The organism is Xanthomonas sp. F14 (genome assembly GCF_014199865.1).
The window spans coordinates 165307-179575 of record NZ_JACHOM010000001.1; the positions used below are offsets into that span (position 1 = coordinate 165307).

The following is a 14269-nucleotide window of genomic DNA, read 5'->3' on the forward strand; positions in this document are numbered from 1 at the left end:
AATCAGGCACGTCGTACAGAATATTGACTAGCAGGGCGCAATGAACAATCAGACTCACGAGGAACTCAAAGGGAAAATCTGGGAAATCGCCAATCGGTTACGCGGGCCTTATCGGCCGCCACAGTATCGTCTGGTGATGCTGCCGATGGTGGTGCTGCGCCGTCTCGATTGCGTGTTGGAGCCGACCAAGGCTGCAGTGCTGAAACAGCATGAAAAGCTGCTGGCGAAGGATACGCCAGAACCAGCAATGCACAGGCTCCTTGGCAAGGCGGCTGATCCAAAGCGGAAATTTCCGCTGTACAACGTCAGCGCGTACACCTTCGAGAAGTTGCTGGGCGACGCTGAGAATATCGCCCCCAATCTGTCGAACTACATCAATGGCTTCTCGCCAGAAGCGCGACGGATTTTCGAGCGTTTCAAGTTTGGCGATCAGATCGACAAGCTTGATGCAAGCAACCGGCTCTTTACCATCATCAAGGCGATGGCGAACATCGATCTGCATCCAGATCGCATCGACAACCTACAGATGGGTTACTTGTTCGAGCATCTAGTGATGCGCTTCAACGAGCAGGCCAATGAGGAGGCAGGTGACCATTTCACCCCACGTGAAGTGATTCGGCTGATGGCCAATCTGGTATACACCGGCGAGCAGGAGGTCTACAAGCCTGGCATCGTCCGCAGCATCTACGACCCGACCTGTGGCACCGGAGGCATGCTATCTGAGTCGGAGAAGTTCATCCTTGGGCAGAATGCCGCAGCGCATCTGCACCTGTATGGGCAGGAATACAACGACGAATCATGGGCCATCTGCTGCTCTGACATGTTGATCAAGGACGAAGACACGGCCAATATCGTCAAGGGTGACACCTTGGGCGATGGCAAGACCAAAGATGGTTTTGAGGGCGAGCGGTTTCACTACATGCTTGCTAATCCTCCATTTGGTGTGGAGTGGAAGGACCAGAAGACGGTTGTCGAGAACGAGCATGCCAATCACGGCTTCGCCGGTCGCTTCGGCGCCGGATTGCCGGCGATCAATGACGGGTCGCTGCTATTTTTGCAGCACATGATTGCGAAGATGCACCCTTACGACGAGGGGAATCCTGATAAGCCAGGATCAAAAATCGCAATCGTCTTCAACGGATCGCCCTTGTTTTCCGGCGACGCGGGGTCGGGACCATCCAACATCCGGCGCTGGATCATCGAGAACGACTGGTTGGACACCATCGTCGCGCTGCCTGATCAACTTTTCTACAACACCGGCATCTATACCTACGTCTGGCTGGTCACTAATCGCAAGCCGGAGGAGCGTCAGGGCTATGTGCAGTTGATCGACGGCACGCGTTTCTTCCGTAAGATGAAGAAAAGCCTCAACAACAAGCGCAACGAAATTTCTGATGAGCAGATTGAAGCGCTGACAGAGCTCTATGGCAACTACGGCGATGGCGAGAGCGCTGAGGTGGTCATCGATCACAAGACCAGCGAAACCGAAAATCGCGTAGTGTCGCGGGTTTTTGAGAATCGCGAGTTCGGCTTCCTCAAGGTGACCGTGGAACGGCCGCTGCGGATGAATTTCGAGGCCACGCCTGAGCGCATTGCGCGCCTGGACGGGCAATCCACATTTGCCAATTTGGCGACCTCAAAAAAGCGAAAGGACGAAAAAGCTGCGCGGCAGGAAATTGCCGAAGGCCAGGCCATGCAGCGGTCCATTCGCGAACTGCTCGCTGAGTTGGCGGCAAAGGGCATTTATAGCGATCGCGAAGTATTTGAAGCCGATCTTGAAAAGGCGGCGAAGAAAGCTGGTATCAAACTGCCCGCGCTCATCCGGAAAGCCATCTTCGCCGCACTGGGCGAGCGCGACCCGCACGCCGAGATCTGTCGTGATGCCAAGGGGCGCCCCGAGCCCGACAGCGAGCTGCGGGACACCGAAAACATCCCCTTGCCGGAAGGCACCGAGCTGCCGCTGCCCATGGCCTTTGGTCCGGACAAGCCCAACGATGACCTGGTGGAGGCATTCCGCGACACCATTGACGACTACATGCGCCGCGAGGTGCTCCCCCACGTGGCCGATGCCTGGGTTGATTTCAGCAAGACCAAGGTGGGCTATGAAATCCCGATCAACCGCCATTTCTACGTCTACAAGCCGCCGCGTCCGTTGCCGCAGATCGAGTCTGACATCCGGCAACTTGAAGGCGAGATCGCTGATCTGCTGAAAGGATTGCTGGCATGAGTAAGGGCGTGACTGCCACCAAAGAGGGCGAACTGCTGATCTATGCCGCAGGCGAAGGCGGCATCCGGGTGCTGTTGGCTGGCGAGACCGTCTGGCTGACCCAGGCCCAGATCGCCGCGCTGTACCAGACCACGCCACAGAACATCACCCAGCACCTGAAGGCGATCTATGCCGAGGGCGAGATGGACGAGGCGGCAACCTGTAAGGACTACTTACAAGTTCGCCAGGAGGGTGGGCGTACCGTCTCCCGTCGGCCCAAGCACTACAGCCTGGAGGCCATTCTGGCCGTTGGCTACCGGGTCCGGTCGGCGCGCGGCACCGAGTTCCGCCAGTGGGCCACGGCCCGGTTGTCCGAGTACCTGGTCAAGGGGTTCGTGCTGGATGACGAGCGCCTCAAGGGCAACGCCGGTCCGGCGGATCATTTCGACGAGCTGCTGGCGCGCATCCGCGAGATCCGCGCCAGTGAGGCGCGGGTGTACCAGCGCATCCGCGAGATCTTCGCCATGGCGGTGGACTACCGCGAGGGCGAGCAGGCCACGCAGCGCTTCTTCGCCATCATGCAGAACAAGGTGCATTTTGCTGCCACGCAGCTAACGGCGGCGGAGATCATCCGCCAGCGCGCCGATGCCACCAAGACCAACATGGGCGTCAACACGTGGAAGGGCAGCCGCGTGCTGAAGCAGGACGTGGGTACGGCCAAGAATTACCTGGATGCGCGCGAGATCGACACGCTCAACCGCATCACCGTGATGTTCCTGGACCAGGCCGAGTTCCGCGCCATGCGCCGGCAGGACATCCGGCTGGCGGACTGGGATGGCTTTCTGGACAAGTTCCTGCGCGATACCGAACTGCCGGTGCTGGACAACGCTGGCAAGGTCAGCCGCCAGCAGGCGCTGGACTGGGCCGAAGGGCAGTACGACGCGTTTGCGGAGCGGCGACGGCTGGAGGCGGAACAGGTCGCTGAAGCGCGATATTTGGAAGATTTGCGGGCAGTCGCTGAGGTAATCAAGTCTGGTAAAAGTGCAGAAGAGAATCGCGTCTCTAAAAGCAAGCGTAGGAGCAAAGAGAAATGAGCTACTTCGCTGGCAGTGATCAGTTGCCCGCCTGGGTTGGAAAGCCTCCGAAAGAGTGGAAGACGGATTGGCTTAAATGGCATGTTTCTCTATCTACAGAACGTCCTGACGAAGAACAACAGTCAAGACTGCCTTACCTTTCAAACGAAGACATTGCCTCGTGGACAGGGAAGCTATTGCGTGAGGAGTTGGAGCCATCCGAGGCGGACAGCAGGCTGTTTCGTTCCGGGGACGTATTATTCAACAAGCTGCGCCCGTATCTGGCCAAGGTCTTCAGTGCCAATTTCGATGGCGTGAGTTCCGGTGAGCTACTGTGCTTGCGTCCATCCGAGCGAGTCAATGCGCGGTATCTTTTTTATGTGTTGACGTCGTTTGGATTTATTGATGCTGTGGATTCTCAAACTTTCGGCTCAAAAATGCCGCGTGCGGATTGGGAGACAGTTGGACATCAGCCACTTCCTTTGCCGCGCATCGAAATCCAACAGCGCATCGCCCGCTTCCTGGACGACAAGACCGCGCGCATTGATGCGCTGATCGAAAAGAAGCAGGCGCTGCTGGAGCGACTAGCGGAAAAGCGGCAGGCCCTGATCACTTGCGCCGTCACCAAAGGACTGAATCCGGGCATGCCGATGAAGCCTTCGGGTGTGGATTGGATTGGCGACGTGCCCGAGCGATGGATGGTTGCGCCAGTAAAGCGGATCGCCAAACTGGAGAGTGGTCATACCCCTGACAAGAAGGTTGATGAGTACTGGCAGGATTGCGATATCCCCTGGGTGTCGCTGAATGACACGGATGCTCTGCGCTCAGGCGACTACATCGATGACACCGCCCTCAAGATCAACGAGCTTGGTCTGGCTAATTCATCGGCAAGAATGTTGCCACCACGAGCCGTTGTCTTTACCCGCGATGCCACGATAGGTGAGAGTGCTATCACTACGCGGTCAATGGCAGTGTCGCAGCATATTATCGCGTGGATATGCGATGTGGAGATGATGGTGCCCGAATATCTGCTATTCGCTATCTACAGTATGACTCAGGAGCTGATGCGGCTAACCAATGGATCAACTATCGGAACCATCGGCTTGACGGACGTGAAGAGCATCCACGTCCCTGTTCCGACTATTGATGAGCAGCGCGCAATCGTGCGGCACGTGTCGGAGGGGAAGGAACATGTTGGCCGAATTATTGTAGCGGCTCAGAGTTCGATAGACACACTGCGCGAGTATCGATCAGCTCTCATTTCCGCCGCCGTTACCGGTCAGATTTCAGAAATTAGCATGGAGACATTGGCGGGCAGTGATTCATGACGCTGGATGCGCTCACTTACCTGTCTCACCTCAAGGCTTACGTGAATCGAGAGTACGTGGTCCATGACGGAAGCGACGGCTTCGTCATTCTGAAGGAGAAATACTTTCGTGAAGGCGATACAAGGCCGCGTAATCGAGAGATAAAACTGCTACTTCCTGGTCCAGGAATCGCATTCAAGCTCGATAGCGACGATTTTGAGGCGGGCAAAGGAAATTCGAAACCGGCTCTATTCCACTTTTTGGACGACAACGCGAAACCGTGGTCAAAGAGATGTGATTTCGTGGTCTTTTATGTCAGTGGGCGGTTATTTCACGCCGACTGCATTGAATTTAAATCGAAAAGCCTCACTGCTGAAAAAATCGTTCCGCAGTTGAGGGTGGGGTTGTGCTGGGTCAGTAGCTTAAAAAAGACAATAGAAAATTACACGGGTGATAGTCGCAAAATTCGCATTAGAAAGTTCGTTTTCGCTGAGAATGAAAGCCCCGATGCATATCTGGATGCAGATAGGCAGCTAAACGCCGATCCTTCCATTCGTTATCATCACTTCGATGAAGTTGAGGGTCAGCAACTAGCTACGCTCAAAAACGTATCTTTTCAGGAGATTTGAATGTCCGGTCACACCGAGCGCGCCTTTGAAACCGCCATTGAAGTCGGCCTGCTCGCATCAGGCGGTTACCAGACGCGCCAGCCGGCTCACTACGACGAAACCCTGGCGCTGTTTCCGGCGGATGTGATCGGCTTCCTCAAGGACAGCCAGCCCTCGCGTTGGCAGCAGCTTGAAACGCTGCTGGGCGTGCGGACCCAGGCGACCGTGCTGGAGGCGCTGGCCAAGGAACTGGAGATCAAGGGCGCGCTGCACGTGTTGCGCCATGGCTTCAAGTGCTATGGCAAGACGCTACGCTTGGCGTACTTCCGTCCTAATTCCGGAATGAACCCCGAAGCAGCGGCAAAGTATGTGCACAACCGTTTGACCATCACTCGGCAGGTGTCTTTTACTTCGGTGCTCAAGCGGCCGGACGGCAAGCCAAAGCGTTGCGTCATCGACGTCACCCTGGCGGTCAACGGCTTGCCGGTGGTCACAGTAGAACTGAAAAATCCCTTGACCGGGCAGCCTGCAAGCGAAGCAATTCACCAGTATCAGCACAACCGCGATGAGCGCGATAGGTTGTTCGCCTTCAAGCAGCGGGCGCTAGTGCATTTTGCCGTGGACCCTGACGAAGCCTGGATGACCACCCGGCTCAAAGGCCGCGAGACCGTGTTTCTGCCGTTCAATCGCGGCCATGCGCACGGCGCGGGCAATCCGCCGGTGCCGGGCAACTGGAAAACCCATTATTTGTGGGATGAAGTGCTGAAGGCAGATAGCCTGCTGGACATCCTTCAGCGCTTCATGCACTTGGAAATCAAGGAACGCCAGATCACCACCGACAAGGGCGTGCGCACCGTGCGCAAGGAGACGATGATCTTCCCGCGCTACCATCAGCTCGATGCGGTGCGCCGACTGGTGGGCCACGCGCGCGCGCATGGCTCAGGCCATAACTACTTGGTGCAGCATTCGGCCGGTTCGGGCAAGTCCAACTCTATCGCCTGGCTGGCGCACCGGCTAGCCAGCCTGCATGACGCCAGGGAAGAGAAAGTGTTCCACTCCGTGGTGGTCGTAACCGACCGCCGCGTGCTGGACCAACAGCTGCAGAACACCATCTACCAGTTCGAGCACAAGACCGGCGTGGTTGAGAAGATAGACGAGGACACGCGACAGTTGGCGCGGGCTTTGTCTGGCGGCACGCCGATCATTATCAGCACCATCCAGAAATTTCCCTTCATCGCGCTTGCGCTGGCCCGGTTGGAAGCCGATGGCGAGGACGTCAAGCTTGATACAGCAGGCAAGCGCTTTGCGGTCATTGTGGACGAGGCCCATTCTTCGCAGAGCGGCGAAACGGCCATGACCCTGCGCGGCATGCTCAACCGCGATGGCATTGAAGCGGCGGTGGCCGCGCAGCTGTCCGACGAAGAAGATGACGAGCTTGATGAGGCTACCCGCGCGGCGATTCTGCGTGAGGCACAGAAGCGTGCCCGCCAGCCCAACCTCAGCTTCTTTGCATTTACTGCCACGCCCAAGTTCAAGACCAAGGTGTTGTTCGATACGCCGGGGCCGTCAGGCGAGTCGCCGTTCCACGAATACAGCATGCGCCAGGCCATCGAGGAAGGCTTCATCATGGACGTGCTGGCCAACTACACCACTTACAAGCGCTTTTTCGGCCTGATCAAGCAGGTGGAGAACGACCCGGAAGTATCGCGCAAGCAGGCAGCCAAGGCGCTGACCCGGTACATGGAGTTGCACCCGGTCAACATTGAGCAGGTGGTGTCCGTGATCGTGGAGCACTTCCGTCTGCACGTGATGCATGAACTGGGCGGCCGCGCCAAGGCAATGGTGGTCACGGGCTCGCGGCTGGCGGCAGTCAAGTACAAGCTGGCCTTCGACCGCTACATCAAGGACAACCACTACAACGGCATTCGCTCGCTGGTGGCGTTTTCCGGAACGGTGGAAGACCCGGAGGATCCGGGTGCGAGCTACACCGAGGTGGCCATGAATGACGGCTTGGCAGAAACCGAGCTGCCGGAAGCTTTTGAGCGCGACGACTATCGCGTGCTGCTGGTGGCCGAAAAGTACCAGACTGGTTTCGACCAGCCACTGCTGCAGACCATGTACGTCGTCAAGAAATTGGCTGGCGTGCAGGCGGTGCAAACGCTGTCGCGGCTCAACCGCATGGCGCCCGGTAAGAAGCGCACCTTGGTACTGGATTTCGTGAACAAAGAAGAGGACATCCACAAGGCGTTCAAGCCGTACTACGAGAGCACGCCGATCGGCGAGAATGCCGGGCCGGAGAAGCTGTCCGAACTCCAACACAAGCTGCTGGCGCCGGCGATTTTTACTCCGGCTGACGTAGATGCTTTCGCCCAAGTTTGGTACCGCCCGAAGCGCGAGCATTCCGGTAGCGACCACAAGCAGATGAACGCAGTGCTTGATGCTGTCGTGCAGCGCTTCAAGACGCAGTTAGAGGAGAAGCAAGACGAGTTTCGCGGGCTGCTGATGGCTTACCGCAACCTGTATGCCTTCCTTTCCCAGATCGTGCCTTATCAGGACAGCGATCTGGAAAAGCTCTACATATTCGTGCGAAACCTCATGACCAAGCTGCCGCCTGCCGACGATGGCAAGGCGTTCGTGCTGGATGATGAGGTGAGCTTGCGTTACTACCGCATGCAGCAGCTCACCGATGGATCCATTGATCTAACTCAAGGCGAGTTGTATTCGCTGAAGGGCCCCACCGATGTCGGCACGTCACGAGTGGCTGATGAAGCAGTTTCCCTATCGAGCCTAGTAGAAAAGCTGAATGTCAGATTCGGTACTGACTTCAACGAGGCTGATCAACTGTTCTTCGATCAGATCAAAGTGTCGGCCGAAGCCAGCGAGCAGATCAAGGAGGCGGCAAAAGCAAATAATCTCCGCGACTTCACTGCGTACCTGGGAAGGGTGCTTGATGAGCTCTTCATTGAGCGAATGGACGGCAACGAAGAGATTTTCTCGAGGATCATGACTGATCGTGAGTTCCGGTCTGCGGCCAGTGAGCATCTAGCTTTTGAAATTTTTGAAAAATCGCGCAGGCCCTTGCCTGGCGAAGGTGCTACTTCATAGGGTCAGCTGGGGAGAGCAGACGTGCTCAAGCATCTTGACGCGCCAGCCAACCAGTAGCACGATCACTGTACGGAGCCTCGAAACTCCGCAGACAGCGGTACCCACCTCCGACAAACCGGTGGGTTTTTTGTGCCTGCAACTTTGCAGGCGCAACCGACGCGATGCTCTGCGTCGGGAGGGCGGCTAATACAACACCCGCAAGGGGAATACGCCCGCCGGCTGTCTGCGGTTTCGAGCCTCCCGACTTCCCGTCCGTCGCTTTGCGGCGGGCGGGCTGATTCCATGGAATGAGGAGCAGGCCATGTCGGACGTTGTACGCGATGTGCAGTCACAGCCGGGCTACTACCTGCCAGAAGGCGCGCAGTACCGTTTGCAGCAGCTGCGCGACCACATGCGGTTTCTGGCGCGCCTGGCGCAGCCACGCACGCAGGCTGAAGAGCGGATGAGGCAGCCGGCCATTCGTATGGACGAGTTGGCGGTTTGTCTGGAGCTACTGGCGACGCAGGTGACTCATGTGCTGGATGAGGTGCAATGGCCTGCGGCGGTGGAGCGCAAGGTGTGATGGCTGGCAGACAAAAACGGCAGGCTGATTGCGCAACCTGCCGTTGATCTTCTACCGATGTCTACTCGCTTAGAAGCAGAATCTGCCGCCCAGGCTGATGGTGTCGACGTACACGTCGATGCCGTTGAACACACGCTAGTGGCAGGTGTTCCTGACGCTCAGCTCCTAGCTGCTGATGAAGTTGTAGCCGAGGTTGACGCTGTAGCGGCAGTAGAATGCGCATGGACTGTTGAAGCAGCCTTAATCGTAGAAAGAGGGCCAGCCATGCGCTGCGTAAAGGGCGCTTCATTGTCCGTCCTTGCGCATGTGCCTTGGTTCCCACGTGCTCTCAGGGGCGTAAGGACCAACAATCCATGATGCCGTCCCTGGTATGACGCGCTTGCCCACGATCAGGCGGCCCTTGTTTCCCTCAATCTCAAGAGTGAAAGATGGAGGAACCTCCGGGTCACTGGTATTCATGTACTTAGCACCGGCGCGTGTCATCGCCTTGTCCATGTAGTACTTCACTCCGTTGAAGGGTAGGCCCATGTGCTCGTAGCCCGGCCATGTGACCATTGCGCCCGCAATCCCGCCGCTTTCTTCGGAGCCGCCGCCGACGTAGAGCTCCACTTCGTATTGGTTGTCCGGCGTGTGGAAGGTGACTACCGTGCTCGTCGCACTGACCGACCAGCTGAAGACGGCAAGCGCTGCAAAAAGCGCTAGCGATCCAGCTCCCTTACTGAAGACTCGATCACGCATGGCATCCCTCCTTGGTATGTGGGGTGATCTTATCCGATCGATTCCCGGTGCCAAGCCATCCGCGCAGCGCTGTCCGTCAGATCCGGTGGCTTAGCGGCGCTACACCGGCGCAGACTTCAAAATCCCCGACAAACTCTCGCGCAGGATCAGCTGCAGATGCATGCGGTTGAGTTCCATGCCGCTGGTCATCACGCTGTGCAGGCCGCCGCACATGGCGGCGACGGCGAAGACGCGGGCCTGGAATTCCTGTTCGCTGCTGGCCGGGTCGGCGTGGCCGCGGAGCAGGCGTTTGAGCAGGGCGCTGAGGTGTTCGATCAGCGATGCGCTCTGCCGGCGCATGAAGGCGGCCAGCACCGGGTCGCGCAGGGTGGCCAGGTGCAGTTCCAGGTCGATGCGGGTGCGCTTGATGTTGATTTCCTGCAGCAGCCATTCTTCGAGCAGGCCGGCGATGAAATCCACCACGTGCACGTTGGCCGGGCGTTCCACCAGCCACATCTGGCGGATGGCGCGCATGTAGTTGCGCTCCAGCAATGCGCGCACCAGCGCGTCCTTGTCTTCGAAACGTTGCAGCAGGCTGCCGCAGCTGACCTTGGCGCGCTCGGCGATCAGCTCGAAGCTGGTGGCACTCAGGCCGATGACGTCGATGCACTGCTCGGTGGCGTCCAGCACCTCTTCCAGCAGCAGTTCTTCGCGCTCTTTTGCCGTGCGCAGCAACAGGACGTTGGACATGGGCAGCAGGGTGTCGGGGGGCTGCAGTATACCGGCGCGGCGTTACCCATCCGTTGCGTTCGCTTGTTGCTGTGCCATCAGTCATGGATGCGCGTGTGTATTGAAACACCGGTCACAGATGCGCTGGTCGACCATGTTTTCACGGCGGCTGTGCGACACGTGAGGTCGACGTTGTGCAGGAGAAGCATGTGAGTGAGAACAGTGCGGTAGCCGGTGTCTCGGCGCAGTGGCCGGCGCGGTTGTGGGTGGTGCGGCATGGGCAGAGCGCAGGCAATGTGGCGCGCGATGTGGCCGAGTCCAACGGGGCGGCCTTGATCGATCTGGAGCACCGCGATGCGGATGTGCCGTTGTCGGCGCTGGGCGAGCGCCAGGCCGAGGCGCTGGGGGCGTGGATGGCCGGTTTGCCCAAGCACGAGCGCCCGACGCTGATCCTGAGTTCCACCTATGTGCGTGCGCGCCAGACCGCCGCTGCGGTGGCGCGTGCGCTCGGGCAGCCGGCCGAGTCGGTCAGCGTGGACGAGCGTTTGCGCGAGAAGGAATTCGGCGTGCTCGACCGCTACACCACGGCCGGTATTCTTGCGACCTTTCCGGAGCTGGCCGAGCAGCGCAAGCTGGTGGGCAAGTTCTACTTTCGCCCGCCCGGTGGCGAGAGCTGGTGCGATGTGATCTTCCGCCTGCGCGGGGTGGTGGGCGATCTGCAGCGCAACCATGTGGGCGCGCGGGTGCTGATCGTGGGGCATCAGGTGATTGTCAATTGCTTCCGCTACCTGATCGAGCGGATGGACGAGGCCACCATCCTGGGCATCGACCGCGAGGGCGATGTGCCCAATTGCGGCGTCACCGAATATGCGGCTGCGGCCGATGGGCAATCGCTGGAATTGCTGCGTACCAAGTTCGTGCCGCCAGAGCTGGCCGACGAGCCGGTGACCACCGAGTCCGACCGCCCGGCCGGGGCGCGCTGATGGCCGCCCCGCGCATGCGCATGCTCACCGCCGCCGCCTTGCGGGCGATGCCGTTGCCTGCTCCGGGTGGCGACAAGGAGCAGCGTGGGCGCGTGTTGATCGTGGGTGGCTCGATGCGTGTGCCCGGTGCGGTGCTGCTGGCCGGCGAGGCGGCGCTGCGCACCGGTGCGGGCAAGCTGCAGATCGCCACCGCCGCCAGTGTGGCGCCGGGCATGGCCTTGGCGGTGCCGGAGGCGCTGGTGCTGGGGTTGGCGCAGAACGGGCAGGGCGAGATTGTGCGCGGGCATCGCGCGCTGGATGGGGCGATGGCGGCCTGCGATGCGGCAGTGATCGGGCCGGGGATGGCGTCGACGGCCACCACCACGGCGATGGTCAGGCGCGCCGCCGAGCAGGCGGTGTGCACCTTGGTGCTGGATGCCGGTGCGTTGTCGCGTGGCCTGCGGGCGCCGATCGGGCGGCCATTCGTATTGACGCCGCATGCGGGCGAGATGGCGACCCTGGCCGGCGACGACAAGGCGGCGGTGGAAGCGGCACCGGGCGCGTACGCGTTGAAGTTTGCGCAGAAGCTGCGCAGCGTGGTGATCGTCAAGGGCGCGGACAGTTTTATTGCCGGGCCGGATGGGGTGGTGTGGATGCATCGCGGGGGCGCATCCGGGTTGGGTACGTCCGGGTCTGGCGATGTGCTGGCGGGATTGATTGCCGGGTTTGCCGCGCGCGGCTGCGATGCGTTGACCGCTACGTTGTGGGGCGTGTTTGTGCATGCGGCGGCGGGCAGGCAGTTGGCCAGGCGGATTGGGCCAGTGGGGTTTCTGGCGCGCGAGCTTGGACTGGAAGTGCCTGGGATTTTGGATCGGTTGGCGCGCCGGTGATCGACGCTCGTCGCGTTGATGCGGCGCGCAGACCAAGCCCCTCTCCAGCGGGAGATGGATTGGGGTGAGGGTAGGTTTGCTGGAGTCGTGGGGCTGTCTTTCCAGTTGGGGTTTAGGTTGTTGCCTTGATTGCAGTGGGTTGGTTGCACTCTGAGCAGACGTACCCGCATCCGGCCCTTCGGCCCACCTTCTCCCGAGGGGAGAAGGGAATGTCCGACGGTGGAAGGGTGCATAGTTGCGCTCGTTTGTTGCGCGATGTTGCGCCGCGTTGGTCGGTTAGGCTTGGTCACCAACCTGGGAGGGTGCACGGTGAAGCGAACGATTGCGTGGTCGATGGTGGGGGTTCTGGGGGTTTGGGGTGCTGCGACTGAAACGGTGTTGGCATCTGCAACAGCGACAGCGATAGGAACAGCCGCAACGCCGATTCCGATGCTGGCATCGGCGGCATCGCCTGCATCGAAGGCGGTAGAAGCTGCGGTTGCGGATGCTGCTACTCCGCCAGCCGCCGTCGGCGCACTACGCGTTTACACCTCTGCCCAGGGCGCAACGCAGCAGATGCGTGTCAGCACTGTCGATGCGCCCACCGCCGGGCATGCGTTGACCGAGAAGGAGAACTCCATCTTCGTCAATCCGCAGCGGCGCTTCCAGGAGGTGCTGGGCATCGGCGGGGCAATCACCGATGCCAGTGCCGAGACCTTCGCCAGGCTGCCCAAGCCTGCGCAGCGCGCATTGCTCACTGCTTATTACGACCCGCAAAAGGGCATCGGCTATACGCTGGCGCGCACCACCATCCACAGCTCGGATTTCAGCAGCGGCAGCTACACCTACATCAAGGAAGGCGATGCGGCGCTGAAGAGCTTTTCGGTCAGGCACGATCAGCGCTATCGCATCCCGATGCTGCGCCAGGCCATTGCGGCGGCCGGTGGCGAGTTGACGACATTTGCCAGCCCGTGGAGCGCGCCGGCCTTCATGAAAGACAGCAACAACATGCTCAAGGGCGGCAAGTTGCTGCCCGCGTATGCGCAGGCCTGGGCCACCTACTACACGCGCTTTATTGCGGCCTACGAAAAGGCCGGCATCCCGATCTGGGGCATCAGCCTGCAGAACGAGCCGATGGCGGTGCAGACCTGGGAGTCGATGGTGTTTTCCGCCGAGGAAGAGCGCGACTTTTTGAAGAACCACCTCGGCCCGACGATGGAGCAGGCCGGCTATGGCGACCGCAAGATCATCGTGTGGGACCACAACCGCGACATGATGCTGCACCGCGCGCACGTGATCTTCGACGATCCGGAAGCGGCGAAATACGCGTGGGGCATGGGCTTCCACTGGTACGAGACCTGGGCCGGGTTCGCGCCGATGGTGGAGAACGTGGCGGCGGTGGCGCAGGCGTACCCGGACAAGCCGCTGTTGCTGACCGAAGCGGCGGTGGAAAAGTTCGACCCGGCAAAGCTGCAGTACTGGCCCAACGGCGAGCGCTATGGCACTGCCATCATCAACGATCTCAATCATGGTGCGGTGGGCTGGACCGACTGGAACATTTTGCTCGACCAGAACGGCGGGCCGAACCACGTGGGCAATTACTGCTTTGCGCCGGTGCATGCCGATACGCGCACCGGCGAGGTGATCTACACGCCGAGCTATTGGTATATCGGCCACTTTTCCAAGTTCATCCGCCCCGGTGCGCGGCGGGTGAGCGCGGCCAGCAGCCGCAGCAATCTGGCAACGACGTCCTTTCTCAACACCGATGGCAGCCTGGCGACAGTGGTGATGAATGCCAGCGATGTGGCGATCCGTTACAACCTGTACGTGGGCGAGGCATCGAGTGAGCTGGAGATCCCGGCGCATGCAATCCAGACGGTGGTGATGACGCAATAAGCGCAGGCCGTGGGCGGAGCGTTGGTGGGTTGCGTACCGTCATCCGCCCTTTGGGCACCTTCTCCCGGTGGGAGACGGGGAGCTTCACATGATCGAAGCCGTCTTTGCGTAGCTGGTCGAACTACCTTGCGGTTCGGTGGTGCTGATGCATCCGCATTCGAGACTGCCGCCAATACCAAAAACGCCATCGATGAGAACCCTGCGGACCGCTGCGCGTGCAGCGATCGGCAGGGTT

At 59.8% G+C, this 14269-nt stretch carries 11 protein-coding genes; 9 read left to right on the forward strand and 2 right to left on the reverse strand.

The window, feature by feature from the left end:
- The first annotated feature begins 40 nt into the window (after positions 1 to 40).
- From GGR73_RS00855 to GGR73_RS00880, 6 genes are all read left to right on the forward strand, one after another.
- On the forward strand, positions 41 to 2227 hold the full coding sequence (locus tag GGR73_RS00855; RefSeq protein WP_184455237.1) for an HsdM family class I SAM-dependent methyltransferase: 2187 nt from the start codon (positions 41 to 43) through the stop codon (positions 2225 to 2227).
- Positions 2224 to 3300, forward strand: coding sequence for a virulence RhuM family protein (locus GGR73_RS00860; protein WP_184455240.1), 1077 nt, complete (start codon positions 2224 to 2226; stop codon positions 3298 to 3300). Before GGR73_RS00855 ends, GGR73_RS00860 begins: the two co-directional genes overlap by 4 nt.
- Positions 3297 to 4607 carry a restriction endonuclease subunit S gene (locus GGR73_RS00865; protein ID WP_456362902.1) on the forward strand — a complete coding sequence of 437 codons (1311 nt, stop codon included), beginning with the start codon at positions 3297 to 3299 and terminating at the stop codon, positions 4605 to 4607. Before GGR73_RS00860 ends, GGR73_RS00865 begins: the two co-directional genes overlap by 4 nt.
- Entirely contained in the window at positions 4604 to 5215 is a 612-nt protein-coding gene (locus GGR73_RS00870; RefSeq protein ID WP_184455241.1) for a hypothetical protein, read from the forward strand. The genes GGR73_RS00865 and GGR73_RS00870 overlap by 4 nt, the downstream gene beginning before the upstream one ends.
- Entirely contained in the window at positions 5216 to 8299 is a 3084-nt protein-coding gene (locus tag GGR73_RS00875) for a type I restriction endonuclease subunit R (RefSeq protein ID WP_456362903.1), read from the forward strand.
- Positions 8300 to 8600: 301 nt separating this feature from the next.
- Positions 8601 to 8861: an XAC0095 family protein gene (locus GGR73_RS00880; RefSeq protein ID WP_184455243.1), complete on the forward strand. Its 261-nt coding sequence runs from the start codon at positions 8601 to 8603 to the stop codon at positions 8859 to 8861.
- A 285-nt stretch (positions 8862 to 9146) separates the two neighbouring features.
- Here GGR73_RS00880 and GGR73_RS00885 read toward each other — a convergent pair whose 3' ends face one another.
- On the reverse strand, positions 9147 to 9599 hold the full coding sequence (locus GGR73_RS00885; protein WP_184455245.1) for a hypothetical protein: 453 nt from the start codon (positions 9597 to 9599) through the stop codon (positions 9147 to 9149).
- Between the two features lie 99 nt (positions 9600 to 9698).
- The gene (locus GGR73_RS00890) at positions 9699 to 10328 is read right to left on the reverse strand and encodes a TetR/AcrR family transcriptional regulator (protein ID WP_005920554.1); all 630 of its coding nucleotides are present in this window, start codon (positions 10326 to 10328) and stop codon (positions 9699 to 9701) included.
- A 173-nt stretch (positions 10329 to 10501) separates the two neighbouring features.
- On the opposite strand from GGR73_RS00890, the gene GGR73_RS00895 reads away from it, so the two are divergent.
- The 3 genes from GGR73_RS00895 to GGR73_RS00905 all read left to right on the forward strand — a co-directional run bounded on the left by GGR73_RS00895 (position 10502) and on the right by GGR73_RS00905 (position 14034).
- Entirely contained in the window at positions 10502 to 11290 is a 789-nt protein-coding gene (locus GGR73_RS00895; RefSeq protein ID WP_184455247.1) for a histidine phosphatase family protein, read from the forward strand.
- The gene (locus GGR73_RS00900) at positions 11290 to 12159 is read left to right on the forward strand and encodes an NAD(P)H-hydrate dehydratase (protein WP_184455249.1); all 870 of its coding nucleotides are present in this window, start codon (positions 11290 to 11292) and stop codon (positions 12157 to 12159) included. The genes GGR73_RS00895 and GGR73_RS00900 overlap by 1 nt, the downstream gene beginning before the upstream one ends.
- A 429-nt stretch (positions 12160 to 12588) precedes the next feature.
- Complete coding sequence (locus tag GGR73_RS00905) at positions 12589 to 14034, forward strand: glycoside hydrolase family 30 protein (RefSeq protein ID WP_184455251.1); 1446 nt, start codon at positions 12589 to 12591, stop codon at positions 14032 to 14034.
- Positions 14035 to 14269: the final 235 nt, after the last annotated feature.

What these genes read in the sequence shown, in the direction of transcription:
- GGR73_RS00855 (WP_184455237.1), top strand. Translation starts at nt 41, where the DNA reads ATGAACAATCAGACTCACGAGGAACTCAAAGGGAAAATCTGGGAAATC.
- GGR73_RS00860 (WP_184455240.1), top strand. Translation starts at nt 2,224, where the DNA reads ATGAGTAAGGGCGTGACTGCCACCAAAGAGGGCGAACTGCTGATCTAT.
- GGR73_RS00865 (WP_456362902.1), top strand. Translation starts at nt 3,297, where the DNA reads ATGAGCTACTTCGCTGGCAGTGATCAGTTGCCCGCCTGGGTTGGAAAG.
- GGR73_RS00870 (WP_184455241.1), top strand. Translation starts at nt 4,604, where the DNA reads ATGACGCTGGATGCGCTCACTTACCTGTCTCACCTCAAGGCTTACGTG.
- GGR73_RS00875 (WP_456362903.1), top strand. Translation starts at nt 5,216, where the DNA reads ATGTCCGGTCACACCGAGCGCGCCTTTGAAACCGCCATTGAAGTCGGC.
- GGR73_RS00880 (WP_184455243.1), top strand. Translation starts at nt 8,601, where the DNA reads ATGTCGGACGTTGTACGCGATGTGCAGTCACAGCCGGGCTACTACCTG.
- GGR73_RS00885 (WP_184455245.1), bottom strand. Translation starts at nt 9,599, where the DNA reads ATGCGTGATCGAGTCTTCAGTAAGGGAGCTGGATCGCTAGCGCTTTTT.
- GGR73_RS00890 (WP_005920554.1), bottom strand. Translation starts at nt 10,328, where the DNA reads ATGTCCAACGTCCTGTTGCTGCGCACGGCAAAAGAGCGCGAAGAACTG.
- GGR73_RS00900 (WP_184455249.1), top strand. Translation starts at nt 11,290, where the DNA reads ATGGCCGCCCCGCGCATGCGCATGCTCACCGCCGCCGCCTTGCGGGCG.
- GGR73_RS00905 (WP_184455251.1), top strand. Translation starts at nt 12,589, where the DNA reads ATGCTGGCATCGGCGGCATCGCCTGCATCGAAGGCGGTAGAAGCTGCG.